This window comes from Streptomyces sp. NPDC002520 (assembly GCF_053595235.1).
In genome coordinates this window covers 185,263-211,961 of record NZ_JBSFXG010000014.1, presented here as the reverse complement: position 1 = coordinate 211,961, position 26,699 = coordinate 185,263, and the positions used below count along the sequence as shown (strand labels likewise).

General features: G+C 70.5%; 19 protein-coding genes and 1 pseudogene. 9 read left to right on the top strand and 11 right to left on the bottom strand.

The window, feature by feature from the left end; all coding sequences use genetic code 11:
- The 4 genes and pseudogenes from ACWD5D_RS21620 to cimA all read left to right on the top strand — a co-directional run.
- Positions 1–348, top strand: a pseudogene (locus ACWD5D_RS21620) (urease subunit alpha); the annotation flags it as partial.
- 11 nt (positions 349–359) lie between these two features.
- Positions 360–1,400: an agmatine deiminase family protein gene (locus ACWD5D_RS21615; protein WP_451374340.1), complete on the top strand. Its 1,041-nt coding sequence runs from the start codon at positions 360–362 to the stop codon at positions 1,398–1,400.
- Positions 1,401–1,418: 18 nt separating this feature from the next.
- Entirely contained in the window at positions 1,419–2,030 is a 612-nt protein-coding gene (locus ACWD5D_RS21610; protein ID WP_451374339.1) for a TetR/AcrR family transcriptional regulator, read from the top strand.
- Positions 2,031–2,392: 362 nt separating this feature from the next.
- Positions 2,393–3,997, top strand: a complete 1,605-nt coding sequence (cimA, locus tag ACWD5D_RS21605; RefSeq protein ID WP_451374338.1) for a citramalate synthase — start codon at positions 2,393–2,395, stop codon at positions 3,995–3,997.
- A gap of 149 nt (positions 3,998–4,146) precedes the next feature.
- Here cimA and ACWD5D_RS21600 read toward each other — a convergent pair whose 3' ends face one another.
- Together ACWD5D_RS21600 and ACWD5D_RS21595 are read right to left on the bottom strand one after the other, a co-directional pair.
- Positions 4,147–4,851: a GOLPH3/VPS74 family protein gene (locus tag ACWD5D_RS21600; RefSeq protein ID WP_451374337.1), complete on the bottom strand. Its 705-nt coding sequence runs from the start codon at positions 4,849–4,851 to the stop codon at positions 4,147–4,149.
- A 190-nt stretch (positions 4,852–5,041) separates the two neighbouring features.
- Positions 5,042–6,931 carry a ricin-type beta-trefoil lectin domain protein gene (locus ACWD5D_RS21595; RefSeq protein WP_451374336.1) on the bottom strand — a complete coding sequence of 630 codons (1,890 nt, stop codon included), beginning with the start codon at positions 6,929–6,931 and terminating at the stop codon, positions 5,042–5,044.
- 300 nt (positions 6,932–7,231) lie between these two features.
- Here ACWD5D_RS21595 and ACWD5D_RS21590 point away from each other — a divergent pair, with 300 nt between their 5' ends.
- The gene (locus tag ACWD5D_RS21590; protein WP_451374335.1) at positions 7,232–10,273 is read left to right on the top strand and encodes a glycoside hydrolase family 3 protein; all 3,042 of its coding nucleotides are present in this window, start codon (positions 7,232–7,234) and stop codon (positions 10,271–10,273) included.
- Positions 10,274–10,306: 33 nt separating this feature from the next.
- On the top strand, positions 10,307–11,671 hold the full coding sequence (locus tag ACWD5D_RS21585; RefSeq protein ID WP_451374334.1) for a hypothetical protein: 1,365 nt from the start codon (positions 10,307–10,309) through the stop codon (positions 11,669–11,671).
- A 150-nt stretch (positions 11,672–11,821) separates the two neighbouring features.
- Here the strand turns inward: ACWD5D_RS21585 and ACWD5D_RS21580 are convergent, their stop codons facing one another.
- Complete coding sequence (locus ACWD5D_RS21580; protein ID WP_451374333.1) at positions 11,822–12,427, bottom strand: YceI family protein; 606 nt, start codon at positions 12,425–12,427, stop codon at positions 11,822–11,824.
- A 287-nt stretch (positions 12,428–12,714) separates the two neighbouring features.
- Here ACWD5D_RS21580 and ACWD5D_RS21575 point away from each other — a divergent pair, with 287 nt between their 5' ends.
- From ACWD5D_RS21575 to ACWD5D_RS21565, 3 genes are all read left to right on the top strand, one after another.
- Positions 12,715–13,212, top strand: a complete 498-nt coding sequence (locus ACWD5D_RS21575) for a hypothetical protein (protein ID WP_451374350.1) — start codon at positions 12,715–12,717, stop codon at positions 13,210–13,212.
- 373 nt (positions 13,213–13,585) lie between these two features.
- On the top strand, positions 13,586–15,181 hold the full coding sequence (locus ACWD5D_RS21570; RefSeq protein ID WP_451374332.1) for an acyl-CoA carboxylase subunit beta: 1,596 nt from the start codon (positions 13,586–13,588) through the stop codon (positions 15,179–15,181).
- A gap of 57 nt (positions 15,182–15,238) precedes the next feature.
- On the top strand, positions 15,239–15,427 hold the full coding sequence (locus ACWD5D_RS21565; protein WP_451374331.1) for an acyl-CoA carboxylase subunit epsilon: 189 nt from the start codon (positions 15,239–15,241) through the stop codon (positions 15,425–15,427).
- A gap of 140 nt (positions 15,428–15,567) precedes the next feature.
- Here the strand turns inward: ACWD5D_RS21565 and ACWD5D_RS21560 are convergent, their stop codons facing one another.
- The 8 genes from ACWD5D_RS21560 to ACWD5D_RS21525 all read right to left on the bottom strand — a co-directional run bounded on the left by ACWD5D_RS21560 (position 15,568) and on the right by ACWD5D_RS21525 (position 26,167).
- The gene (locus ACWD5D_RS21560) at positions 15,568–16,149 is read right to left on the bottom strand and encodes a GTP-binding protein (protein WP_046729246.1); all 582 of its coding nucleotides are present in this window, start codon (positions 16,147–16,149) and stop codon (positions 15,568–15,570) included.
- A complete protein-coding gene (locus ACWD5D_RS21555) occupies positions 16,130–16,699 on the bottom strand; it encodes a DUF742 domain-containing protein (RefSeq protein WP_451374330.1) in 570 nt (189 codons plus the stop codon). Before ACWD5D_RS21555 ends, ACWD5D_RS21560 begins: the two co-directional genes overlap by 20 nt.
- Positions 16,700–16,793: 94 nt before the next feature.
- Positions 16,794–17,207: a roadblock/LC7 domain-containing protein gene (locus tag ACWD5D_RS21550; protein ID WP_451374329.1), complete on the bottom strand. Its 414-nt coding sequence runs from the start codon at positions 17,205–17,207 to the stop codon at positions 16,794–16,796.
- 10 nt (positions 17,208–17,217) lie between these two features.
- Positions 17,218–20,493, bottom strand: coding sequence for a nitrate- and nitrite sensing domain-containing protein (locus ACWD5D_RS21545; RefSeq protein WP_451374328.1), 3,276 nt, complete (start codon positions 20,491–20,493; stop codon positions 17,218–17,220).
- Positions 20,494–20,898: 405 nt separating this feature from the next.
- Positions 20,899–21,474, bottom strand: a complete 576-nt coding sequence (locus ACWD5D_RS21540; RefSeq protein ID WP_100828422.1) for a GTP-binding protein — start codon at positions 21,472–21,474, stop codon at positions 20,899–20,901.
- Positions 21,455–21,853 carry a DUF742 domain-containing protein gene (locus tag ACWD5D_RS21535; RefSeq protein WP_121890765.1) on the bottom strand — a complete coding sequence of 133 codons (399 nt, stop codon included), beginning with the start codon at positions 21,851–21,853 and terminating at the stop codon, positions 21,455–21,457. Before ACWD5D_RS21535 ends, ACWD5D_RS21540 begins: the two co-directional genes overlap by 20 nt.
- 111 nt (positions 21,854–21,964) lie before the next feature.
- On the bottom strand, positions 21,965–22,378 hold the full coding sequence (locus ACWD5D_RS21530; protein ID WP_003973453.1) for a roadblock/LC7 domain-containing protein: 414 nt from the start codon (positions 22,376–22,378) through the stop codon (positions 21,965–21,967).
- A 9-nt stretch (positions 22,379–22,387) separates the two neighbouring features.
- Positions 22,388–26,167 (bottom strand): nitrate- and nitrite sensing domain-containing protein, encoded by a 3,780-nt coding sequence (locus ACWD5D_RS21525; protein WP_451374327.1) that lies wholly within the window; start codon positions 26,165–26,167, stop codon positions 22,388–22,390.
- Positions 26,168–26,699 lie beyond the last annotated feature (532 nt).

The window sequence follows — 26,699 nt, the reverse complement described above, 5'->3', positions numbered from 1 at the left end:
GGCTTCCCGGCGTACGGCGTGACCGGAGACCCCAACGCGGCCACCGACACCTGCGAACCCCTCGTCCTGGGCCCGCAGTTCGGCGCGCACGGCGCCACGCCTGCCGAGATCTCCGTCGCGTTCGTCTCCCAGGCCGCCGTCGACCAGGGCGGTGACACGATGCCCACCCGGCGCAGGAGGGTCGCCGTGCGCGGCACCCGCGGCATCGGCCCCGCCGACCTGCGGCTGAACGCCCGTATCGGCGCGGTCGACGTCGACCAGCGCACCGGCCTGGTCACACTCGACGGCGACCCGCTGTCCTCCGAGCCCGCCGACACCGTCTCCCTCAACCGCCTCTACTTCCTCTAAGGACCCGCGACATGACCACCCCCGCCGCCGACGGCTTCCGCATGCCCGCCGAGTGGACCCCGCACGAGCGCACCTGGATGGCGTGGCCGGGCCCCAACCCCACCTTCGACGACCCGGAGGACCTCGCCGCCTCGCGCGCGGCCTGGGCCACGGTCGCCCGGACGATCAGCCGCTTCGAACCCGTGACGGTGGTGTGCGGCCCCGGCCAGTCGGCCGAGGCCCAGGCCCTCCTCGGCCCCGCCGTCAGCACCGTCGAGCGCGAGCTGGACGACGCCTGGATGCGTGACATCGGCCCCACCTTCCTCACCGACGGCAAGGGCGAACTGGCCGCCGTCGACTGGACCTTCAACGGCTGGGGCGCCCAGGACTGGGCCCGCTGGGAGCACGACTCGAAGATCGCCGCCTACGTCTCGGACCTCGCGGGCGCGAAGACGTACGCCTCGAAGCTGGTCAACGAGGGCGGCGCGATCCACGTCGACGGCGAGGGCACCGTCCTGCTGACCGAGACGGTCCAGCTCGGCCCCGAGCGCAACCCGCACTGGTCCAAGGCGGAGGTCGAGGCGGAGATCCACGCCCACCTCGGCACAGAGAAGGCGATCTGGCTGCCGCGCGGCCTCACCGGCGACTACCCGCCCCACGGTTTCGGCACCCTCGGCCACGTCGACATCGTCGCGGCCTTCGCCCGCCCCGGCGTCGTCGTCGCCCACCACCAGCCGGACCCGGCCCACCCCGACCACGAGGTCACCAAGGAGGTCATCGGCATCCTGAGGTCGGCGACCGACGCCCGCGGCCGCGCCCTGGAGGTCGTCGAGGTCCCCGCCCCGACCGTCCTGGAGGCCGACGGCCACTGGGCCGACTACTCCTACATCAACCACTACCTCTGCAACGGCGGCGTGGTCCTGTGCGGCTTCGACGACCCGCGCGACGAGACGGCCGCCGGGATCTTCCGCCGGCTCTTCCCGGAACGGGCGGTGACCCTGGTGGACGCCCGTACGATCTTCTCCGGTGGTGGTGGCATCCACTGCATCACCCAGCAGCAGCCGAAGGTCTGACACACACAGGAGCAGCAGATGGCCGGTGCGGCCCGTGCGCGCAGGAACGCGCCGCCCCGCGAGGAGGTCCTGGCCACCGCCATGGACATGATCGCCGAGCGCGGTCTGGAGAAACTCACCATGGCGGGGCTCGGCCGCGAGGTCGGGATGAGCAGCGGTCATCTGCTGTACTACTTCCACTCCAAGGACGAACTGCTGCTGCAGGCCCTGGAGTGGAGCGAGGGGCGGCTGGGCGCCGAGCGCGGCCGGGTGCTCATGCGCGCGGGCAGCGCGCGCGAACGCCTGGACGCGTACATCGACCTCTACGTCCCGGGCGGTCACCGGGACCCGCACTGGACCCTGTGGCTGGAGGTCTGGAACCGCTCGCAGAACGCCGACGACGACGCCCGCGAGCGGCAGGCCGCCATCGAGGGCGCCTGGCACCGCGACCTGGTCGCCCTGCTCGCCGAGGGCATCTCGCGCGGCGAGTTCCGCCGGGTGGACCCCGACCGGTTCGGGTCCCGGCTGCGCGCCCTCCTCGACGGCTTCTCCATCCATGTCGCGGTCGGTCTGAGAGGCACCGACCGCGAGCAGATCATGTCCCACGTACGGGAGTTCATCGCCGACGCCCTGCTCGCGACGGACGCCTGACGGACGCCTGACGGACGCCTTCCGGGCGGCTGACGCGCAGGTCAGAGCGGTGCGGCAACTCTCCGGGGGACCGAATCCTGAGATGGGAGGGAAGCGCGGCACGGTTGTGTGCCACACTTCCACCGTGCTCTCGTTCGCCATGATTATTGGCAGCAGGCGCGCCGGTCCGCAGTGACCACCTCGTACGACCAGGTGCGGGTGGCACCGTCGTCCTCAGACCCGCGCGCAGACCTCTCGCACCCGCGAGGGGTTTTTTGTTTTCCGGCCCACCTTCAGCCGGGGACGGAGCGCAAGGGATATTGAGAACGGTGGAGCCGGTCATTCGGTAACGACCGACATCCAAAATCAGGAGCCTTGAGACCATGACCGAAACCAGCGAGCTCGACGATTCGTTCCACGTCTTCGACACCACCCTGCGCGACGGCGCGCAGCGCGAGGGCATCAACCTCACCGTCGCGGACAAGCTGGCCATCGCACGGCACCTGGACGACTTCGGCGTGGGCTTCATCGAGGGCGGCTGGCCCGGCGCCAACCCACGGGACACCGAGTTCTTCGCCCGCGCCCGGCAGGAGATCGACTTCAAGCACGCCCGGCTCGTCGCGTTCGGCGCCACCCGCCGCGCCGGCGCCAAGGCGGCCGACGACCCGCAGGTCAAGGCACTCCTGGACTCGGGCGCCCCGGTCGTCACCCTCGTGGCCAAATCGCACGACCGGCACGTGGAGCTGGCGCTGCGCACCACGCTGGACGAGAACCTGGAGATGATCCGGGACACCGTCTCCTACCTGCGCGAGCAGGACCGCCGGGTCTTCGTCGACTGCGAGCACTTCTTCGACGGCTACCGCGCCAACCCCGAGTACGCCAAGGCGGTCGTCCGTACGGCCTCGGAGGCCGGCGCCGACGTCGTCGTCCTCTGCGACACCAACGGCGGCATGCTCCCCGCGCAGATCCAGGCCGTCGTCGCCACGGTCATCGCCGACACCGGCGCCCGGCTCGGCATCCACGCCCAGGACGACACCGGCTGCGCGGTCGCGAACACGCTGGCCGCGGTCGACGCCGGCGCGACCCACGCGCAGTGCACGGCGAACGGGTACGGCGAGCGCGTCGGCAACGCCAACCTCTTCCCGGTCGTCGCCGCCCTGGAGCTGAAGTACGGCAAGAAGGTCCTGCCCGAGGGCCGCCTGCGCGAGATGACGCGGATCTCCCACGCCATCGCCGAGGTCGTGAACCTCACCCCCTCCACGCACCAGCCGTACGTCGGGGTCTCGGCCTTCGCGCACAAGGCCGGCCTGCACGCCTCCGCGATCAAGGTCGACCCGGACCTGTACCAGCACATCGACCCCGAGCAGGTCGGCAACACCATGCGCATGCTGGTCTCCGACATGGCCGGCCGCGCCTCGGTCGAGCTGAAGGGCAAGGAGCTCGGCGTCGACCTCGGCGGCGACCGCGAGCTGGTCGGCCGGGTCGTCGAGCGGGTGAAGGAGCGCGAGCTCAAGGGCTACACGTACGAGGCCGCCGACGCCTCCTTCGAACTGCTCCTCCGCGCCGAGGTGCAGGGCAGGCCGATGAAGTACTTCGAGGTCGAGTCCTGGCGGGCCATCGTCGAGGACCGTCCCGACGGCAGCCACGCCAACGAGGCCACGGTCAAGATCTGGGCGCTGGGCGAGCGGATCGTCGCCACCGCCGAGGGCAACGGCCCGGTCAACGCCCTCGACCGGGCGCTGCGCGTCGCCCTGGAGAAGATCTACCCCCAGCTCGCCAAGCTGGACCTCGTCGACTACAAGGTCCGCATCCTCGAGGGCGTCCACGGCACCCAGTCCACCACCCGCGTCCTGATCTCCACCAGCGACGGCGCGGGCGAGTGGTCCACGGTGGGCGTCGCCGAGAACGTCATCGCCGCCTCCTGGCAGGCCCTGGAGGACGCGTACACGTACGGCCTGCTGCGGGCCGGGGTGGAACCGGCGGAGTAGGGGGGCACGGCGCGCCGGCGGCGTACGGCACGACTGCCCCGGACCGGCCCTGGCCCCCGTCACGTCGCGACGTGACGGGGGCCAGGGCGGGTGTGAGCCTTGTGGTGTCTGCCGTGTCTGCCGTGTCTGCCGTGTCCGCAGGGCGCCGCTCAGGGGGCGCGCCAGACGTTGTCGAAGGCCGCGTCCTCGATGCGCCGTCGCTGCCGGACGGCCTCCAGCTCCGTCAGGGCGCCGTTCACGGTGCCGAGGACGGTGACGACCGCGTCGTCGCCGAGATCGGACACTCCGGGGCCTTCCTGAGCCTCGGGAGCCTCCCCGGGCGCCTGCCCGGCCGGCTGCTCGGTGGTCTGCTCCAGGGCGTCCCCCAGGCTCATGTCCGAGCTGTCCTCCTGGGCGCCCTTCGGGATGCCGAGGGCGGCCGCGAAGCCGACGAGGACGGGCTCGCGGGAGGCCCAGCGCTCGGTCGCGTGGCGCCGGGCCGGTGAGTCGGCGGGTGCGTCCCGCTCGGCGCGCGGATGCAGCCAGCGCAGGAGGGAGTCTCCGCGCTGTCCCCGCGGCTCCAGCTCGGCGGCATAGGCCGAGGCCAGCCCGCGCCCCCGGCGCCACAGCCAGTCCTCGACGGTCTCGTACGGTGTCTGCCGGACCAGTGCCGCGCCCGCCTGGTCCAGCAGCCGGTCGCCCGTGGCCGGCACCAGACCGGGCACGATCCGGTCGTCGTCCAGGGTGACGGCCTCGGCGGCGAGCAGATCGACCAACTCGGCGCCCGCCAGGGCGAGCGACAGGTCTCCCTGTTCGACGGGGCGGCTGGACGGGACGTCCAGGGTGACGAACAGCAGATCCTTGGGTGTGGTCATCGGCTCTCCCGGTGCGCTGCATCGATACGGCCCACACGACAACCATGCGGCCGCCCCGATCCTTCCGCCCACCCGCCACGCGCCCGTGATCCGACACCGACCCGGGACCGGCTACGCCCCCCTCCGGCCGACCGAGCCGGTTGGAGGGGGGCGAGCGGGTGGGGGCAGGGGGGAGCCGAGCCTCCGGCGGTTACTGCAGGTGCCACTTCTGGTTGGAGGCCCCGGTGCATGACCAGATCTGGGCCCTGGCCCCGTTCGCCGACGAGTTGTCGGTCACGTCCAGACACTTGTTGGCCGCGGTGTTCACGACATCACCGGTCGCGGCGTTGTACGACCACTTCTGCGCTCCGGTCCCGTTGCAGTCGTACAACTGCACCTTCGCCCCGTTCGCCGTGGACCCCGACGTCACGTCCAGACACTTGCCGAGCGCCTGGACCGACCCGTCGGCCTGCACGGTCCACTTCTGCGCCGCGGTCCCGTTGCAGTCCCACAGCTGCACGGCCGTTCCGTTCGCGCTCGAACCGCCCGCCACGTCCAGGCACTTGCCGGCCAGACCCACGAAGGAGCCGGACGAGCTCCCCGTTCCGGACTGCGTGCCGGACCAGGTGAAGGTCGCCGAGGTCTTCCCGGGAAGGGAGTAAGTGGCGTGCTGCGAGCCCCAGTTGATGGTGACGGTCTGTGCCGAGGCCGAGCCGTTGTACGCGATCAGCGCCTTGCTGCCGTCCGGGTTCCGCCACGCCACGTTCGGCACGGTCGTCGACGCCGTGGACGAGATCCGCTCGGCGCCGGGCCGGACGAACTTCGTCAGGTGGCCCATGTCGTAGTACTCGACCGTGTAGTCGACCGTCCCGCTCGCCCCGTCCCCGTTGTGCACGGTGATCAGACCGGTGCAGGTGCCGCAACCCCCGTTGTGCGGCCCCATGTTCTGGTCCACCGCCAGCGACCACTTCGTCACCGACTTCGCCCAGTTGCGCGTGTAGTCGATGATGTTGGACATGTCCTCGTGCTGCTGGTCGGCGATCCACGTACCCCCGGAGTGCTCGGTGCCGAACGCGTCCAGCGAGGGGTACTGGTTGTGCACGGTGGTCTGCTTGGTGATGTCACCGCCGTAGCCGTGCCAGGCGATCCCGCCGAAGTTCGGGTGGTTGCGGACGGCCGCGTCGTCCACGGTCTGGGCCGCGTAGGAGTCGTAGACGTCCCAGTTCCAGTCGTGCGCCAGCACCTTCGTGGACAGGCCCGCCGCCTGAAGCTGCGGCAGCAGAGCGTTCTTGGTGAAGTACGCCAGCCCGCTCCCGTTCCAGCTCATCGACGGATACCCGGAGCAACAGGTCGGCTCGTTCTGCGCCGTGACGTACGAGACGTTGACGCCCTGGTCCCGGTACGCCTGGAGGTACTTGACGAAGTACGAGGCGTACGCCCCGTAGTCCTCCGCCTTGAGCCAGCCCCCGTTCAGCGAGCCGCTGTCCTTCATCCAGGCCGGCGCCGTCCACGGCGAGGCCATCACGGTCAGCGACGGGTTCAGCTGGAGTGCCTGTCTTGTCAGCGGGACGACGTCCGCGAGGTCGTGGGCGATGGAGAAGCTGCCCAGGCCCGGGTCGCTCTGTCCCGCCGGCACGTCGTCGTACGTGTAGCCGTAGCGCGCGAGATCCGAGGCGCCCATCGGATTGCGCAGGAACGACAGCCCGATCCCGTCCGTCGGCGAGAACAGCTTGCGCATGGTCGCGTCCCGGGTCGTCTGCGACAGCGCCCCGCTGCTGTTCATCAGCCAGGCCGCGGTGTCCGTGAAGGACGCGCCGCCGCCGGTGAAGGTCTGGTAGCGCGTGTTCTCGTCCACGGTGATGTTCTCGCCGCCGCCACCGGACCCGGCCTGGAACGCGAACGGCGTCTGCGCCTGAAGCCCGCGCACGACGTGCCGGCCGCCCGCGTCGTCGGTGGTGGTGAGCCAGGCCGTGACCTGTTCGCCGGCGGCGTGCGCGGAGGGGACGCCGAGGGTGGAGAGCCCGGCGGCCGTCAGCAGCCCGGCGACGAGCAGCCGGGCGCCGCGTCGCAGGGGTCGCACGGGTCGTAGGGGTCGTCTCATGGTGCGCCGCCCTTCGGGGAGGTGGGGGATGGGAGGCGTGCGAGCCGTGAGTAAATGACGGCTTCGCGTACACGTCAAGAGGTTGCGCATTCATAAGCCGAACACTCAACGACCTTGATCCGGCTATCCGTTGAGCGCGTATCAGGCTTGACGTGAAGTCTTGACGCCGTCATGAGGCCCTAGTTAACTCACGGCGTGATCTAAGTCGTGAGTGAATGGCATGAGCGACTGACCTGAGTGAACTCATGAACGAACCCGACAACCACCTCGTGAATGAACTCTGAGCCACGGGAAGGGTCCATGCGAAGAACCGCCCTGCTCGCCTCCACCGCCCTGCTGACCGCACTGCTCCCGGTGACCGCGACCGCCGCGACCGCGGCCTCCGGTGCCGATGCCCCCGCCCCCGTTCCCGTCGACCGCTTCGAGGGCGAGGTCCCCTTCGCCGCCCAGCCCGCCGACGGAATCTTCACCTGGGGCGGCGACTCCGACGACCCGCCCTCCCTCGAACTCACCGCCCGCTCCGACGCCCCCGAGGGCGCCAAGGTCCTCACCGGCAGCTACGACATCAGCGGCTACGGCGGCTTCACTCACGACTTCGCCGCAGGTCAGCCCGCGCACGACTGGTCCGCGCACCGGGGCATCCAGTTCTGGTGGGACGGCCAGAACAACGGCAAGAAGATCGCCTTCGAGATCAAGGACGGCGGCGCGAACGGCGAGGCCTCCGAGCTCTGGAACACCTCGTTCACGGACGACTTCACTGGCTGGAAACAGATCCAGATCCCGTTCACCGACTTCACCTATCGCACGGACTACCAGCCCGTCGGCGGTATCGACCACGTCCTCGGCCTCACCGGGATGTGGGGTTACGCCGTCACGCTCCCGACCGGCGTCAAGGGCCACTTCGCCATGGACGACGTCGAGTTGTACGGCGCGGCGGACCAGTCCCTGCGGGCTTCGGTCACCACCGACGCGGCCGTCCACCCGGTGAAGGAGGGCGACACCGCCACGGTCGAGGTCACCCTCGCCACCACCGGTGCCAAGCCCGTCGACGAGCCGGTGACCGTCACCTACGCGACCGAGGGCGGCACCGCCGAGCCCGGCAAGGACTACACCCCGGTCTCCGGCACCCTCACCTTCCCGGCGGGCACCGCCTCCGGCACCTCGCAGGCCGTTCAGGTCCCCACGCTGAAGGACAAGTCGGCGGAGGCCGCCGAGACCATTCCGTTGAGGCTCACGGTGAGCGGCGCCAAGGCCCCCGCCGAGACTCCGCAGGTCGTCATCGACGCCCACGGACTGCCGTATCTGAACGCCAAGCTGCCGGTGAAGAAGCGCGTCGCCGATCTGCTGTCCCGGATGTCCCTCAAGGAGAAGGCCGGGCAGATGACCCAGGCCGAGCGGGGCGGCGTCGGCGGCGGAGGCGACGTCACGGCGTACGACCTCGGCTCGCTCCTGTCCGGCGGCGGCTCCACGCCCACGCCCAACACCCCCGCAGCCTGGGCCAAGATGATCGACGGCTTCCAGCTCCGGACCCAGGCCACCCGCTTCCAGATCCCGCTGATCTACGGCGTCGACGCGGTCCACGGTCACAACAACCTGGCCGGCGCCACCGTCATGCCGCACAACATCGGCATCGGCGCCACCCGGGATCCCGGGCTCGCCGAGAAGGCGGGCGCGGTGACCGCCGCCGAGGTCCGGGCCACCGGTATCCCCTGGGACTTCGCGCCCTGCCTGTGCGTGAGCCGTGACGAACGCTGGGGCCGCTCCTACGAGTCCTTCGGCGAGGACCCGGCCCTCGTCCAGTCCATGGAGACGGTCATCCAGGGCCTCCAGGGACGCGCGAACGGCAAGGACCTGAGCCGGGGCGACAAGGTCCTCGCCACCGCCAAGCACTTCGTCGGCGACGGCGGCACCGCGTACGGCTCCTCGACCACCGGGAAGTACACCGTCGACCAGGGCGTCACCACGGTCACCCGGCAGCAGCTGGAGGCCATCCACCTGGCGCCGTTCCGCACGGCGGTCGACCGGGGCATCGGCACCGTCATGCCGTCGTACTCGTCGCTCGACATCATCGGCGACGGGCAGGGCCCGGTGAAGATGCACGCCCGCGCGGACATGATCAACGGTGCCCTCAAGGACCGCATGGGCTTCGACGGCTTCGTCATCAGCGACTGGAACGCCATCGACCAGCTCCCCGGCGACTACGCGGCCCACGTCCGCACGTCCGTCGACGCGGGCGTCGACATGATGATGGTGCCGTACTCCTACAAGGACTTCACGGCCACGCTCATCGCCGAGGTGGTGGCCGGCCGGATCAGCGAGCGGCGGATCGACGACGCCGTCTCCCGGATCCTGACCCAGAAGTTCCGGCTGGGCCTGTTCGAGCACCCCTACGCCGACACCAGCGGCGCCGCCGCGATCGGCTCGACGGCACACCGGGAGGTGGCCCGCCAGGCCGCCGCCGAGTCGCAGGTGCTGCTGAAGAACAGCGGCGGGCTGCTGCCGCTGAAGAAGAGCGAGAAGGTGTACGTCGCCGGGTCCAACGCCGACGACATCGGCAACCAGACCGGCGGCTGGACCATCACCTGGCAGGGCTCCTCCGGGAACATCACCAAGGGCACGACCGTCCTCCAGGGCATGCGCGAGGCCGGCGGGAACGTCACCTACTCCAAGGACGCCTCCGCGCCGACCGACGGCTACGACGTGGGTGTGGTCGTGGTCGGCGAGAAGCCGTACGCCGAGGGCGTCGGTGACGTCGGCAACGGCCACGACCTCCAGCTGTCGGCCGCCGACAAGGCAGCCGTGGACAAGGTGTGCGCGGCCATGAAGTGCGCGGTGCTGATCGTCTCCGGCCGGCCCCAGCTCATCGGCGACCGGCTGGACGGGATCGACGCGCTCGTCGCCTCCTGGCTTCCCGGCACCGAGGGCGAGGGCGTCGCCGACGTCCTGTACGGCGCGCGGCCCTTCACCGGGCAGCTCCCCGTCACCTGGCCCCGGTCGCAGGAACAGCTGCCGATCAACGTGGGCGACACGTCCTACGACCCGCAGTTCCCCTACGGCTGGGGTCTGACCACGCTGGCCAAGGCTCCGCAGGGCGACGCGGCCACGCTGCGCGCGCTCGGCGCGGCGGCGGCCTCGGCCGAGCGGACGGGATCCGACCGCACCGGCCGCGAACTGGTCACCAAGGCGCGGCTGATCGTCCAGCAGAAGGCCGGGCAGCGGATCACGGCGGCGATGGCGAAGCCCTTCGCCGACGCCGACCACCTGCTGGTGACGGGGAAGTACGGAAAGGCGGTGCAGAAGCTGGCGGAGGCGTACAAGGCGGCCTCCACCATGGCTGACTGAACGCCTTCGGGGGGCTTCGGGTAGCGTCGAGACATGAAGGCCGTGCTTCGGACCCGAAGCCTCCCCGCACTCCTGCTGGCCGCGCTGGCGCTGGTCGTGGCGACCGTGTTCGCACCCGGTGCGAGCGCGGTCACCGGCGTCTCCGCCGTCGCCCAGGCCCTGCGCAAGAGCCCTGTTTACGTCGACCCCGCCGCCTCCGGCCAGTTGTCGTCCGCCGACGCCGACGCGCTCGCCCGGAAGATCAAGGACGCGGACAAGCCACTGTTCATCGCGGTGCTGCCGGCCGGCTACCCGACGGCGAGCCTCTTCTCCCAGCTCCGCGCGGCCACCGGCGTCACGGGCCTGTACGGCGTCCGCCTCGGCGACCGGTTCGACGCGCGTGCCGACTCCTCGGTCATGTCGGTCACGGCCCGGCAGAACCTCGTGGCGAGCGTCCAGGGCGAGGGCGTCAAGGCACAGCTCACCGACTTCACCGACCGCGCCCTGCCCACCATGCGCGGCCACGCCCCGTCGAGCTGGGGCTCCTCCGGCGGCGGGGGAGCCTCTGGCACCGCCCTGATCACCGCGGGCGTGATCGTGGTGGCGGGCGGCGCGGGCGCCTACGCACTGATCCGCCGAAGCCGCCGGCGCCGCGCCGAGGAGCAGCGGGCCGCGCTGGACCGGCTGCGGGTGGTCGTGGACGAGGACATCACCGCCTTCGGCGAAGAACTCGACCGGCTGGAGTTCCATCCGGCCGAGCCGGGAGCCGACGACGCCATGCGCGCGGACTACGAGCGCGCGCTGGACGCGTACGAGAACGCCAAGCAGCGCATGGCCGAGGCCCGGAGACCCGAGGACGTCCGCGCGGTCACCGAGGCCCTGGAGGACGGCCGGTTCTCCCTCGCCCTGCTGGCCGCCCGCCGCGAGGGCCGCCCGCTGCCCGAGCGCCGCGCCCCCTGCTTCTTCGACCCCCGCCACGGGCCCTCCGTGTCCGACGCCACCTGGACCCCGCCCGGCGGCAGCCCCCGTCAGGTCCCGGTCTGCGCGGCCGACGCGGCCCGTCTCGCCGACGGCCGTGACCCGGCGGTCCGCGAGGTCGACACCGAGTACGGCCGCCGCCCCTACTGGGACGCGGGTCCCGCCTACGGCCCCTGGGCCGGCGGCTACTTCGGCGGCGGCATCCTTCCCGGCCTGCTCGTCGGCACCCTGCTCGGCAACGTCATGGCCACCCCGTCCTACGCCGCCGACTACGGCACCGGATACGGCGACTTCGGCGGCCTCCACGAGGGCGGCGACGTCTCCGGCACCGACTTCGACCCCGGCGACTTCAGCGGCGGCTTCGGCGACGGCGGCGACTTCGGGGGTGGCGGAGACTTCGGCGGCGACAGTGGCGGCGGCGACTTCGGCGGAGGCTTCTGACCACCCGCGCCCACCGGCCGGGCGGCGAGAGCGCGGGGCACCTCACGCGCCACATGCGCACATGCGAGCGCCCGCCCTCCCTTTTCGGGGGAGTGGAGGGCGGGTGCGCTCGGACTGCCGGGGGCCGGGACCGGCCGGACCGCCTCGGCCTCAGGCGTTCTTGATGGCGGAGATGTCGAAGTTCAGCTTGATCTTGTCGGAGACGAGGACGCCACCGGTCTCCAGGGCCGCGTTCCAGGTCAGGCCCCACTCGGAGCGCAGGATCTCGGTCTTGCCCTCGAAGCCGACGCGCTCGTTGCCGAAGGGGTCCTTCGCGGAGCCGTTGAACTCCAGGTCGATGGTGATGGGCTTGGTGACGCCGAGGATGGAGAGGTCGCCGGTGATCCGGTAGTCGTCGCCGCCGAGGGCCTCCGCCTTGGTGGAGCGGAAGGTCATGTCCGGGAACTCGTCGATCTTGAAGAAGTCGGCCGACTTCAGGTGACCGTCCCGGTCGGTGTTGCCGGTTTCGATGCTGTCCATCTTCACGTCGAGCGTGGCGGTGGACTTGGCGGGGTCCGAACCGTCCAGGTGCAGCGTGCCGTTGAGGTCCGTGAAGCTGCCCTTGACGTTGGTGACCATCGCGTGGCGGGCCACGAAGCCGATCGTGGTGTGCGCCGGGTCGATCGTGTATTCACCGGTCAGCGCGGACAGGTCGGCGCCGGGCGCGGCGGAGGTGGCGGCCTGGGGGGCGCTTTCCTTGCGGCTGAAGATGCCCATGACGTGCTCCTTGAGAGGTGGGGGACGGATGTGGCTCCCCTGAGGAAGCCGTACACGGGTGCCTGCGGTCTGTTTAACGTTCAACGAACCCGACGGCTATGACCGTAGACCCATTCCGTTTAGATTTCAACATCATTGGAAGCGTGTCTACACGCTAACCCATAGTCACCGTGTGCGTCCTCTATCGGACGCGCGTAGAACTCGGGCACCATCTGTCGTGCACCACCTGCACAGCCGCCCCTCAAGGAAGCACGGCCATCAGCAGGAAGGGTTCCCCCATGAAGGCCATGACGGTCCGCTCCGCCCTGACCGCGCTCGCCCTCGTCGTCGCCCCCGGTGTCGCCGTCGTCGGTACCGCCACCGACGCCTTCGCCGTCACCAAGATCAGTCAGGCCACGGCCGAGTCGATGTTCCGCTCGGTCGGCATCACCTGGTCGTCGTCGGGCAACTGCTCCAACCGCAACAACTCCACGTGCACGTCCTTCGACCAGCTCAACCTCGCCACCGCGCAGGGTGCACAGACCCTCAAGCGGGCCAGTGGCTGCGCGCTCAACATCACCGGCGGCACCGAGACCGGTCATGCGAGCGGCACGTACTCGCACTGGAACGGCTACAAGCTCGACTTCAGCAAGTACACGTGCGTCGGGAACTACATCAAGAACACCTTCGCCTACATCGGTCTGCGCGGCGACGGCGCCCCGCAGTGGAAGTCCGCGTCCGGCAACATCTACGCCGACGAGGGCAACCACTGGGACGTCCTGTACTACAACTGCGGCGGCTGCTGAGCCGGAACAGCCTGGACAGGGGGGAGGGCGGTGGCGGCCGGTCCCGTGCGGGCCTGCTCGCCGCCGGCCTCCCGCGGGGCGGTACGGTGGGTGCCGGTAGCGCCTCGCCCGGGGGTCGGCGACACCGTGGAAATCCGGTCGGCAGACCGCCGTCCGGGGGCCCGCGTCACTCAACGGATGGCATGGGCCGCACGCAAATGTCGGGTGACTCTCGAGTGACGGCTTTGTGGCACTCCCACAACGACAAAGCCCTCTGAGCAGTCGGAACGCCTGCACACCGCTGTGGTTCTGTTCAGTGGTACCAGGAAAACGCTCCGGAGACTGTACGGAGTCGACGGCTCGCTTTCCTTGGTGCGCTTCGTAAGGTCGCTACATGACCGTTGTGGAAGAGAAGACGGGTGAGCCGACCGGCGAGCCGACGGACGCCCGCGGGCGGGTCGCCGAGCTGCACGGGATCCGTGCGCAGGCGGTGTCCGGCCCCAGCGAGAAGGCGACCGAGGCGCAGCACGCCAAGGGCAAGCTGACGGCCCGTGAGCGCATCGAGCTGCTCCTGGACCCGGGTTCCTTCCAGGAGGTCGAGCAGCTGCGCCGGCACCGGGCGACCGGTTTCGGCCTGGAGGCCAAGAAGCCGTACACCGACGGTGTCGTCACCGGCTGGGGCACGGTGGAGGGCCGCACGGTCTTCGTCTACGCCCATGACTTCCGGATCTTCGGTGGCGCCCTCGGCGAGGCCCACGCCACCAAGATCCACAAGATCATGGACATGGCCATCGCGGCCGGCGCGCCGCTGGTCTCCCTGAACGACGGCGCCGGCGCCCGTATCCAGGAGGGCGTCTCCGCCCTCGCCGGCTACGGCGGCATCTTCCAGCGCAACACGAAGGCCTCGGGTGTCATCCCGCAGATCTCCGTGATGCTGGGCCCGTGCGCGGGCGGCGCGGCCTACTCGCCGGCCCTGACGGACTTCGTCTTCATGGTCCGCGAGACCTCGCAGATGTTCATCACCGGCCCGGACGTCGTCAAGGCGGTCACCGGTGAGGAGATCACCCAGAACGGCCTGGGCGGCGCGGACGTGCACGCCGAGACCTCCGGCGTCTGCCACTTCGCGTACGACGACGAGGAGACCTGCATCGCCGAGGTGCGCTACCTCCTCTCGCTGCTGCCGCAGAACAACCGCGAGAACCCGCCGCGCGTGGACGCCGGTGACCCGGTGGACCGCCGCGGCGACGTCCTGCTCGACCTGGTCCCGGCCGACGGCAACCGGCCGTACGACATGGCCAAGGTCATCGAGGAGATCGTCGACGACGGCGACTACCTCGAGGTCCACGAGCGCTGGGCCCGCAACATCATCTGCGCGCTGGGCCGTCTGGACGGCCAGGTCGTCGGCATCATCGCCAACCAGCCGCAGGTCCTCGCCGGCGTCCTGGACATCGAGGCGAGTGAAAAAGCTGCGCGCTTTGTCCAGATGTGTGACGCTTTCAATATCCCGATCGTCACCTTCCTGGACGTGCCGGGGTTCCTTCCCGGCGTCGACCAGGAGCACGGCGGAATCATCCGTCACGGCGCGAAGCTCCTCTACGCCTACTGCAACGCGACCGTGCCGAGGATCTCGCTGATCCTGCGCAAGGCGTACGGAGGTGCCTACATCGTCATGGACTCCCAGTCGATCGGCGCCGACCTCACCTACGCCTGGCCGACGAACGAGATCGCCGTGATGGGCGCGGAAGGTGCTGCCAACGTCATCTTCCGCCGTCAGATCGCCGAGGCGGAGGACCCCGAGGCGATGCGGCAGAAGATGGTCAAGGAGTACAAGGCCGAGCTCATGCACCCGTACTACGCGGCGGAGCGCGGCCTGGTGGACGACGTGATCGACCCCGCCGGCACCCGCGAGGTCCTGATCAAGTCCCTGGCCATGCTGCAGTCGAAGCACGCCGACCTGCCCTCCCGCAAGCACGGCAACCCCCCGCAGTAATCGGCCGGACCCACCGCGGCAACCCCGCGGACCCCTTCCTCACGGAGACTGACACCCATGAGCACTCCCGACATCCGCGTCGAGAAGGGCCACGCCGAGCCCGAGGAAGTCGCCGCCATCACGGCGGTCCTCCTGGCCCGCGCGGCCGCCCAGCCCGCGACCCCCATCCACCGCACCCGCCCCAAGGCCGTCTGGCGCCGCCTGGAGCGCGAGGGCGGCTTCCGCGCCCCGCACAGCTGGCACTGACCCCGTACGACCAAGAAGGGCCCCTCTCTTCTCAGAGAGGGGCCCTTCAACATGCCCAAGGGGCGCGGGGAACCGCGCGACGAGCCGCAGGCTGCCCGCAGGCGGCATACAACCGCAATGGGGCAGCCCAGTGGCCGAACTCAGCGAAGGCGAGCCATGAGAGCGTGCTCGACCAAGGTGATCAGCGCCGACTTCGCATCGGCCCGATGCCTCGCGTCCGTCGTGATGATCGGCGTGTCGGGGCCGATCTGGAGCGCCTCGCGGACCTCTTCGGGGTTGTACGGCTGGTTGCCGTCGAATCCGTTGAGGGCGATGACGAAGGGCAGACCCGAGTTCTCGAAGTAGTCGACCGCGGGGAAGCAGTCGGCGAGACGCCGGGTGTCGACCAGGACGATGGCGCCGATGGCGCCGCGTACGAGGTCGTCCCACATGAACCAGAAGCGGTCCTGGCCCGGTGTACCGAAGAGGTACAGGATCAGGTCCTGGTCCAGGGTGATGCGGCCGAAGTCCATGGCCACCGTGGTGGTGGTCTTGTCCCCGGTGTGGGTGAGGTCGTCGATGCCGGCCGACGCGGACGTCATCACGGCCTCTGTGCGCAGCGGGTTGATCTCCGAGACAGCGCCGACGAACGTGGTTTTGCCCACGCCGAAGCCGCCCGCCACCACGATCTTCGCGGAAGTGGTGGAGCGGGAAGGACCGCCGCTAGAGCTTGCGAAGTCCACTGAGCACCCTTTCGAGCAGTGTCACGTCTGGCTGGCCACCGGCGTTCTCGTCGCCGCCGGGCTGATGGATGGCGACCAGGCCTGCCTCCGCCAAGTCGGCGACGAGGATCCTGGCCACGCCGAGGGGGATCGTCAGGAGGGCCGAGATCTCGGCGACCGACTTGATCTCCCGGCACAGGTTGCAGATCCGCTGATGCTCGGGCAGTTGGCCCTGCATCTGGTGCGGAGCGGCGGTGGTGTGCACCAGTGCCTCGATGGCGAGCTGGTAGCGCGGGCGGGTCCGGCCGCCGGTCATGGCGTACGGACGCACCAGGGGGTTGTTGGCCGCGGCGGCCGGCGCCGGCTCGGGGCGGCGCTGCGGCTGTACCGGCTGGATCCGCGGGGCCGGCGGCTGGTCGTAGGGCGACGGGCCGGGGCCCTGCGGCGCGTACGGGTGCCGGTGGCGCGGGGCGGAGGGGAAGTTGTAAGGGTTCACCGAACCGCCGTCCTGGCCCTGGGCAGGGCCGTACGACCAGTTGCCCGAAGACGAACCGCCTGGGGGTGTTACCACTTTCTCCTCCTCCGACTGCGCCGGGCACCCATCCCTGTGGAGCCGCGTCCCGAAACCTTACGACCCCGGGACGCGAATACGCACCGTCCGATTACTAGTTGAGAAGGCTCCCCTGGAGCTCCGCACGGAGATCCGGGGTGAGGACCGTGCCCGCGCGGTCCACCAGAAGGGCCATCTCGTACCCGATGAGGCCGATGTCCGCTTCCGGGTGGGCCAGGACCGCGAGTGACGAACCGTCGGAGATGGACATGAGGAAGAGGAATCCTCGCTCCATCTCCACAACTGTCTGGTTCACCATGCCGCCCTCGAAGATGCGGGAGGCGCCTGCCGTCAGAGACGTCAGACCGGAGGCGACGGCCGCGAGCTGATCGGCGCGGTCGCGGGGGAAGCCTTCGGACATCGCCAGAAGGAGTCCGTCGGCGGAGACCACCACCGTGTGGGACACCCCCGGGGTGTTGTCCACGAAGTTGGTGATCAACCAGTTCAGGTTCTGTGCCGCCTGGCTCATCGGGCTCACACTAACGCTCCTGGTTGTAGGTGCTGTCAGGACCACTGTGCTGATTTCTAGTGGCCTGGCCGTTCGTTTCACTGCCTGCGTTGCGTCCGCGCTGGACGCCTCGACGCAGGTTGCTCAGCCTGCCCCGGATGTCCTCCGGGGCGCGGGAGACCTGTGGGCCTCCCTGAGGGGTGCTCTCGGCCGTTCCCTCGACCAGGTTGGCCTTGGGTACCCGCCGCGGCAGACCGGAGGCGGTGACCCCGCCTGCCTTGGGCTTGCGGAGCTGCGAGGCCTGCTGCCAGCGCGCGTCGTTGGCCGAACGCCAGCCGCTGTCACCGCCTCCCGGCGTGTTCCCCGGAGCGGGAGCCGGCGCTTCCTGCGACGGACGAGCCGTGCCGTTCGAGCCGCTCGCGCCGTTCGGTCCGCTCGCGGCGGAGCCGCGGCGGGGAAGCCCGGCGTCGGTCAGCTGGTGGCCGACGGGAGCAGCCGGTCCCGGACGGTCGAAGCCTACGCGGTTCCGCTCACTCGCGTCACCGGCCTGCGACGATTCCGCTTCCGGAGCGTACTGGGCGGAGTAGTCGTTCTGGTAGCCGTTCTGCTGCGGCCAGTCGTCCTGGTAGGACGGGGTCTCGTAGGAGCCGAACCCGTCGGACGCGGAGGCGTGCGCGGGCGGGTGCTCCTCCTGCCTGGGCTCCGCATACCCCGGTTCGGAGTAGCCGCCGTTGCCGGAGACGCCGTCGTGCTGCCCCAGAGCGCCGTTCGGCGCGAAGTACTGGTCGTCGTACGGCGTCTCGTACGTCTGCTGCGGCTGCTCCTGGTAGCCCTGCGGGCCGTCGAAGCCGGGCTGCTCGGTGTAGCCCGTGGTGCTGCCGTCGTAGGCCGGCTGCCCGGTGTCGAACCCGTCCGCGTAGAGGGGCTGTTCGCCGGTCTCCTGGGGCTGGCCGGGCTGGCCGTGGGCCTGGGCCTCCAGGGCGGCGCGGCGCTCCTCGCGCATCAGGGAGCGGCCCACCGGGTCCAGGTCACGGAGGTCGTCGGGGACCTCGGTGTACTGGCTGTCGTCGAAGCCGAGTTCGGCCGCGGTGCGCAGCGGCTGCGGCTGCCCGAAGCTCTCACCCTGGAAGTGCTGCTCCGGGATGATCTGGGAGACCGTGAACTCCTCGCGGTCCAGCGGCGTCTCGCCGCCACCGCCGTGCGTGATCGCGTCCGGCAGCATGACCAGGGAGGTCGTGCCGGCCTGCTCGCCCGAGGGGCGCAGCTGGACCCGGATGCCGTGCCGGTCGGACAGCCGGCCGACCACGAACAGGCCCATGCGCTGGGAGATCGCGGCGTCCACGGTCGGCGGGTTGGCCAGCTTGTGGTTGATGTCCGCGAAGTCCTCGGCGGTGAGGCCGATGCCCTTGTCGTGGATCTCGATCATGACGCGGCCGTCGGGGAGACGGGTCGCGGTGACGCGGACCTTGGTCTGCGGGGAGGAGAACGTGGTGGCGTTCTCCAGCAGCTCGGCGAGCAGGTGCACGAGGTCGGTGACCGCGCGGCCGTGGATCTCGGCCTCCGGGACGCCGGACAGCTCGACGCGCTCGTACTGCTCCACCTCGGAGGAGGCGGCGCGCAGCACGTCGATCAGCGGGACCGGCTGGTCCCAGCGGCGGCCGGGCTCCTCGCCGGCGAGGACCAGGAGGTTCTCGCCGTTGCGGCGCATACGGGTCGCGAGGTGGTCCAGCTTGAAGAGGTTCTCCAGCTGGTCCGGGTCGGCCTCGTTGTTCTCCAGGTCGGTGATCAGGGTCAGCTGGCCCTCGATCAGCGACTGGTTGCGGCGCGACAGGTTGGTGAAGATCGCGTTGATGTTGCCGCGGAGCAGGGCCTGCTCGGAGGCGAGCCGGACCGCCTCGCGGTGGACCTGGTCGAAGGCGCGGGCGACCTCGCCGATCTCGTCCTTGGTGTGGATCGGGATCGGGGCGACCCGGGTGTCGACCCGGCCCGGATCGGTGCGCGAGAGCTGGTCGACCAGCATCGGCAGGCGCTGCTCGGCGATGCCGAAGGCGGCGTTGCGCAGCTGACGCATCGAGCGGCTCATCTGACGGGCCACCGTGCCGGCCAGGATGAAGGCGAGGAGCAGGGCGATGACGACGACCGCGCCGGTGGTGATCGCCGAGATCTTGGCGTCGTCGGCGATGCTGGAGGCCTCGTTCACCGCCTTGTCGGCCATGTCCGACTCGATCGAGCGGTAGGCGTCGAACTTGAGGGTGTTGACCGCCCACCAGTTCTCGGGGGTGATGCCCTGCTGGGCGAGCGCCAGCCGGTCGGCGGGGTCCGTCGACTTCAGCTGGGCGAGCGCCGTGACCATGTCCTTGGGGTTGGACGGCGGGGCCACGAACTTCGGGTCCTTGGCCTTCGCCTCGCGGACCATCGCCGCGGCCTTGGCCTCGATGTCCTTCTTCTCCGCGTCCAGCCGGTCCGCGTCGGCCTGGGTGCCACCACCGAGGTACTCCTCGGAGGCGATGCCCTCCAGGTACGCGTACGAGGTCAGGGCGGTGCGCTGGCTCGCCAGGTTGGGCGCGTCCGGACCCGGCTTGACCAGCATGTGCATGCCGATCGAGCGCTCCAGCGACAGCGCGGCCTTGGTGAGCGAGATGGCGTAGACGGTACGGCCGTAGGAGGTGATGTTTCCGGTGCCCAGGCCCAGCTCGTTGGCGAACTCCATGAGCGGGTGGGCGACCTTGACGTAGCCCTCCTCGGTCTGCACGCCGGTGAACTTGGGGGTGAAGGCGGCCTGGCGCAGGGTCTGCAGGAAGGGCTCGGTCTCACGGAACAGCTTCAGCCGGCGCTCCAGGCCGGCCTTGTGCGGCATGTTCAGCGCGGCCTGGTCGAAGGCGTCGGCGGCCTTGTTGGTCGTGGCGCGGGCCGCGTCGACGGCCTGCTTGTCCTCGGCGGAGGCGGCCTTGCCCTTCAGCAGGGGCGCGGCGGTGCTGTCACGTTCGTTGTAGAGGGCGTCGCCGTAGGACAGGGCGGCCCGCACCAGCCGGGCGGTGTTCTCCGCGTCCTGAGCGTCCTGCCAGGTGTCGATCGAGCTCTTCACCTGGAAGCCGCCCATGACGAGGCCGACCGCCACGGGTATGAGCAGGATCGCGTTCAGACGGGTGGGCACCCGCCAGTTGCGCGGCGAGAAACGGCCGCCGCTGGACGCGGGAGTGGCCGCCGGATCCGCACCGGGCACCACGGGGGAGGGCGCCGCAGCGCGCGGCGGCGGGGTGAAGTTGCCCCGTGCCGACGGCTCGGGACCGTTCTTGCTTCGCCTCACTCGACCAACAACCTCTCGGCGGTCGGCACCTACGTCGTGCCGCAGTCTCTCAGAGCCCGGTTCGCCATCGACCACTCAGTACGTCAACTGCTCAGTGACCACTCAGTAGGTCATCGACTCGTGGGCAGTTCAGGCATTCCAGCACGTGGACCAGCGCACATCCAAACAGTGGAAACCCTGCGGCGGCGCCGGTGTACGTCCCAGATAAAACGGTCATAAAGAGCGAGGCCCGGCAAAAGGCTGAGTGATTGTGAGCGCAGTGGCATCACACGACCGCGTCGCGTGGTGAAGGTGCGGGATTCCTCTGCCGAACTGTTATGAACACCGGAGCCGACCGTGTCAAAGGCCACAGTCGGCTCCGTGCGTGTTTACGACAACTGCCGTACGGCGCGTCGCACTTGAGCGCTAGCGCAGACGTGCCATCAGAGCGTGCTCCACCAGCGTGATCAGCGCGCTCTTGGCGTCCGCGCGGTGCCGGGCGTCCGTCGTGATGATCGGCGCGTCGGGACCGATCTGCAGTGCCTCGCGCACCTCCTCCGGGGCGTACGGCTGCTGGCCGTCGAATCCGTTGAGGGCGATGACGAACGGCAGACCCGAGTTCTCGAAGTAGTCGACCGCGGGGAAGCAGTCGGCCAGGCGCCGGGTGTCCACGAGCACCACCGCGCCGATGGCGCCGCGTACGAGGTCGTCCCACATGAACCAGAAGCGGTCCTGGCCCGGTGTACCGAAGAGGTACAGGATCAGGTCCTGGTCCAGGGTGATGCGGCCGAAGTCCATGGCCACCGTGGTGGTGGTCTTGTCCCCGGTGTGGGTGAGGTCGTCGATGCCGGCCGACGCGGACGTCATCACGGCCTCTGTGCGCAGCGGGTTGATCTCCGAGACGGCGCCGACGAACGTGGTTTTGCCCACGCCGAAGCCGCCCGCCACCACGATCTTCGCCGAGGTGGTGGCCCGGCCCGCGTCAGAGCTTGCGAAGTCCACTGAGCACCCTTTCGAGCAGCGTCACGTCCGGAGCGCCACCGTTGTTCTCGTCGCCCCCCGGCTGGTGGATGGCGACAAGGCCGGCCTCGGCGAGGTCGGCCACCAGGATCCGGGCCACACCGAGCGGCATGGTCAGCAGCGCCGACACCTCGGCGACCGACTTGACCTCGCGGCACAGGTGGCAGATGCGCTGGTGCTCCGGGAGCAGTCCCATCAGCGCTGCCGGGTCGGCCGTGGTGCTGATCAGTGCCTCGATGGCGAGCTGGTAGCGCGGCCGGGTCCGGCCGCCGGTCATCGCGTACGGACGTACCAGCGGCTGGTCGCCCTCGTCACCGTACGGCTCCGCGTACGGATCATGAGAGGCGGTGGGCGGGGTCATGAATCCTCCGGGCGGGACAGCAAGTTGGTCAGTCGTGCCGTCGGAAGGGGCCGGTGGGGGGATTGTGGCGGCCTGACGGTTGTTTCGTGAGGTGGGTGGTGCCGGGGCCGATCAGTGCAGCAGACTGCCTTGGAGTTCGGCGCGCAGGTCCGGGGTGAGTACCGCCCCCGCGCGATCGACGAGCAGGGCCATCTCGTAGCCGACGAGGCCGATGTCGCACTCAGGGTGGGCCAGGACGGCCAGGGACGACCCGTCCGAGACGGACATGAGGAAGAGAAAGCCGCGTTCCATCTCGACGACGGTCTGCGCCACGTTGCCGCCCTCGAAGATCCGGGACGCCCCGGCCGTCAGCGAGGTCAGCCCGGACGCGACCGCCGCCAGCTGGTCGGCGCGGTCCCGCGGGAATCCTTCGGACATCGCCAGCAGAAGGCCGTCGGCCGAGACCACCACCGTGTGCGACACCCCGGGGGTGTTGTCCACGAAATTGGTGATCAACCAGTTCAGGTTCTGTGCCGCCTGGCTCATCGGACTCAACTAACGCTCCTGCTGGTGAGTGGGGCTCGGGAAGCTGCCGGTCTGGCCGCTGCCGGCCTGACGGCCCTGAGCGATACCCCGACGGAGGTTGGTCAGCCGGCCGCGCACGTCATCGGGCGCACGCGAGACCGCCGGACCGTTCTGGTTCTGCTGCTGCTGAGCGGTACCCGGGACCAGGTTCGCCCGGGGGACCCGGCGCGGCAGACCGGAGGTGGTGATGCCGCCCGCCGCGGGCTGCCGGACGCGCTCCGCCTGCCGGACGAGTTCGTCGTTCGGCGAGGTGCGCCAGTTGCCGGTGGCGGAAGTCGAACGCTGCGGACCCGGCGCCGGCGCCTGCTGCTGCTGCGGGGCCGGGGCGGGTTCCTGCTGACCGCCCTGCGGGCCGCCGTGGAACCAGTTGGTCTCGAGCGTGTCGTACAGCGGGGTACGGCCGTCGCCCGTGCCGGGGGCCGGCGGCAGCTCCCAGCCGCCGCCCGGCCGACGCCCGTCGTCGGGCCGCTGCGCGGGGCCCGCGTTCTCGGGTTCGCGGCGGGGGGCCGGACGCTGCGGGGCCGGCGGGCGCGGGGCGCCGAAGTCGGCGGGGCCGCCCTGCTGAGGCCGCTCGAACTGGCCGGTCTGGGTGGGCGCGGGGCCCTGGGCCGGGCGGCCGGGCAGCGCGTGCTGGCCGGTGGAGCCCTCGTCGTACGCCTGCGGAGCGGCGAACTGGCCCGTGCCCTGCGGTTCCTGGCGCGCGGGCGCCGGCGCGCCGAAGACGTCGGAGCGGACGAACCCGCCGCCGGTGTCCTGCTGGCCGTAGCCCTGCGGGGCGTCCGGCCGCTGGAACTGGCCGGTCTGCTGCGGGGCTTCGAAGCCGGGGCGGGCGAACTGGCCAGCGGTCTGCGGGCCGTTGAAGGCGTTCACGTCCGGGCGGGGGAACTCGCCCGGGAAGGACGGGTCCTGCGCGTCGATCCGGGGAATCTCCGCGGTCGAGCCCGGTCCCTGCCAGTCGTCGATCCGCGGCATCCGGGCGGTGTGCGCGGGGGCCTGCTCGTCGTGGCCGCGCGGGGCGTCCAGCGAGGCGGGCGACAGCGGGGCCTGGCCGTTGTCGCTCCAGTCCGCGGTGCGCGACTGCGGGCCGCCGGGCAGCTCGGCCCGCGGGCCGCCGCGCGGCGGGAGCTGGGGCTGCCGGCCCTGGTCGGAGGCGCCGGCGCCACCGCGCTGCGGAGCCTGGCCGCGGCCGCCGAAGGCGTCCTGCTGCGGACCGCCGAGGTTCGCGGCCTGCAGGCCCTGCGGGGCACCCGGCACCTGACCGGCGTCGAAGCCGCCCGCACCGGCACCCGCCGGGGTGCGGCCCTGCTGCGGCGCCGCCGGACCCTGCGGACCACGCGGGCCGCCGGGCGCACCCGGCCGTCCGCCGGGGCCGGAGCCGGGCAGCGCGGCCCGGGGACCCTGGCCGACGCCGACCTGGCCGCGCGGACCGGAGCCGCCGAGGAGTCCGCCGTCGGAGGGGGCACCACCGAGGGCGCCGCCCTGAGCGCCACCGCTGCCCCGGCGCGCGGCGGCAGCACCGGCCGCGGCCTGCGCGGCGGCGGGACCACCGGTCGGCGCGGGGGCGCCGGGCTTGCCCGGAGCGGGCTTCCTGCCGCCCTGGGCGACGTCGACGGGCAGCATGACCAGCGCGGTCGTACCACCGGAGTCGGACGGGCGGAGCTGGATGCGGATGCCGTGGCGCTGGGACAGCCGGCCGACCACGAACAGACCCATGCGGCGGGAGACGGAGACGTCCACGGTGGGCGGCGAGGCGAGCCGCTCGTTGATCGCCGCGAGGTCCTCGGGGGACAGGCCGATACCGGTGTCGTGGATCTCGATCAGCACACGGCCGTCGGGCAGCGCGTGACCGGTGACCTTGACCTTGGTCTGCGGCGAGGAGAAGGAGGTCGCGTTCTCGAGCAGCTCGGCGAGGAGGTGCACGAGGTCGTTGACGACGCGGCCGGCGACCTCGGTGGTCGGGACCGAGGCCAGCTCGATGCGCTCGTACTGCTCCACCTCGGACGCGGCGGCGCGGAGCACGTCGACGAGCGGGACCGGGCGGGTCCAGCGGCGGCCGGGCTCCTCACCGGCGAGGACGAGGAGGTTCTCACCGTTACGGCGCATACGCGTCGCGAGGTGGTCGAGCTTGAACAGCGAGGACAGCTGGTCCGGGTCGGCCTCGCGGGACTCCAGCTCGGAGATGAGCGAGAGCTGACGCTGGATCAGGCCCTGGGAGCGGCGCGAGAGGTTGGTGAACATCGCGTTGACGTTGCCCCGCAGCAGGGCCTGCTCGGCGGCGAGGCGGACCGCCTCGCGGTGCACGTCGTCGAAGGCCGCGGCCACCTGGCCGATCTCGTCCCGGGAGTGCACACCGACCGACTCCACGGACGTGTCGACGTCCTGCGGGTCGGACTCGGAGAGCTGCTTGACCAGCTCGGGCAGGCGGTCCTGGGCGACCTTGGTCGCGGTGTCCTGGAGCCGGCGCAGCGAGCGGATCATGGAGCGGGCCACGACGAAGGCGCCGACCAGCGAGACGCCCAGCACGAGCAGGATCAGCGCACCGGAGATGATCGCCTCCTGCTCGGAGGACGACTTCAGCTCGCGGGCCTTCTGCTCCATGTCCTCGAGCAGCGTGTGCTCGATGTTCTTCATCTGCTGGATCTTGGAGGAGCTGTCGTCCACCCAGTCCCGGTACGAGCGGTTCGGCAGACCCGCGATGCCGTCCGGGCTGCCGAGGGCACGCCCGGCGTACTTGTCCGCGGCCTGGATCGTCGGGTTGTTGCCGTCGATCGGCTTGAGGAGCTCCTCGGCGCCCTGGCTGGAGTAGACCTTGCGGAAGATGTTGATCTCGGAGTTCTCGCTGTCGTACGCCGACTGGCCGTAGAGGCGGTCGTTCTCGGACAGCTTGCCCTTGGTGGTGGTCGTCGCGGGCAGGGCGGCGGCGATGACGGCGCGCTGGATGGACGCGTACTCCTTGGCGGTGGAGAAGGCCGCCAGGGCGCGGGTGCGCTGGATCATCTCGGGGTTGCTGGACGCCTCGGCCATGGACTGGGAGAGGTCGATCAGCTGGGTGATCAGCCGGTGGTAGGCCTCGACGGTCCGGGTCGAGTTGTCCTTCGAGCCGTAGGCGTCGCGGCGGATCTTGGCGAGCGCGTCCAGCTGGCCGACCAGGCCGACGACATTGTCGCGGACACCCTCGAGGTTGCCGTCCTTGCTGGCCGAGTCGATGCTCTCGGACGCGTTGACGAAGTTGTCCTTCGCCCGGTCCGTCTTCTCGCGCAGACCCCGGACGGAGTAGTCGCTCGCCGTCAGACCGTGCGCCAGCGGACCCGCGGACTGGTCGCGCTCCTCCTGGAGCGCCGCGGCCAGCTCGGTGGCCTGCTTGGTCATGTCCGTCAGCAGCTTCATGTTGTCGAGCTGCTGGATGTCGGTCATGGAGTCGCTGATGCGCAGTGCGCCCAGCGAGGTGGCCGCGACCACCGGCAGCGCGAGCAGCGACACCAGACGCGTGGAGATGCGCCAGTTGCGCATGGCCACGCGGGGGCCGGGACCGGTCGGGCCCTTGGCCGGCTTCACCGTCGCGGCCGGGCTCACCGACCCGGGAGCGCCCGCCGGGCCGGACGCGCCGGGGCGCCCGGTGCGCTCACCGCCGTCGCCGGGCGGGGCCGCAGCCGGGTTCTGGGCGTGCTGGGGCGAGGCACCACGGTCGGTCCCGCCGTGCGGCTCCGGCTCCGCCGAAGCGCTGCCATCCCTCTTGAAACGTCCCTGCACTAGCGTCGCAACCTCTGAACCAGGCACCCCTCCGCGCGAGCGGAGAGACACGGTGTCGGCGTCGTGGAGAGCGCCCTGAATTACGCCCCCCTGTGGTCTTGAGTGACCGGCGCTGGTTCCCCCCTATCTCGCCGTCACTCGGCGCTGCGTTGCGCCCCCCGTGCGCCGGCTCGATCCTGCGGCGGTCCGTGGAATTCCAGCACAGTGCCGGATCTCCAAACAAGGGCCGTGGCCCTAGCTGTAACCTCCGTGACAGGTTGTGATGCCGCTGTCACGAACCGTGGAAGCCCTTCCGTCGCAAAGCGGACGTTTCCCTGCGAGTTGCCGATCGGTTCGGCGTGTCCCAGTCGCCATGATCAGGAGCGGAATGGTGGCTTCAGGGAGTCAATGTCCGTTTCGCTAGGGGAAGTTGGGAGTCGGAATTGACCGGTATGCCCGCGAGTCCGTGAGCAAACTCACATGAAGATCCAGGGCAGTTCGCGGCTGTGGCGGGGAATTGGATGTTTAGCCTGGCGCTTTACAGGATGAGCAG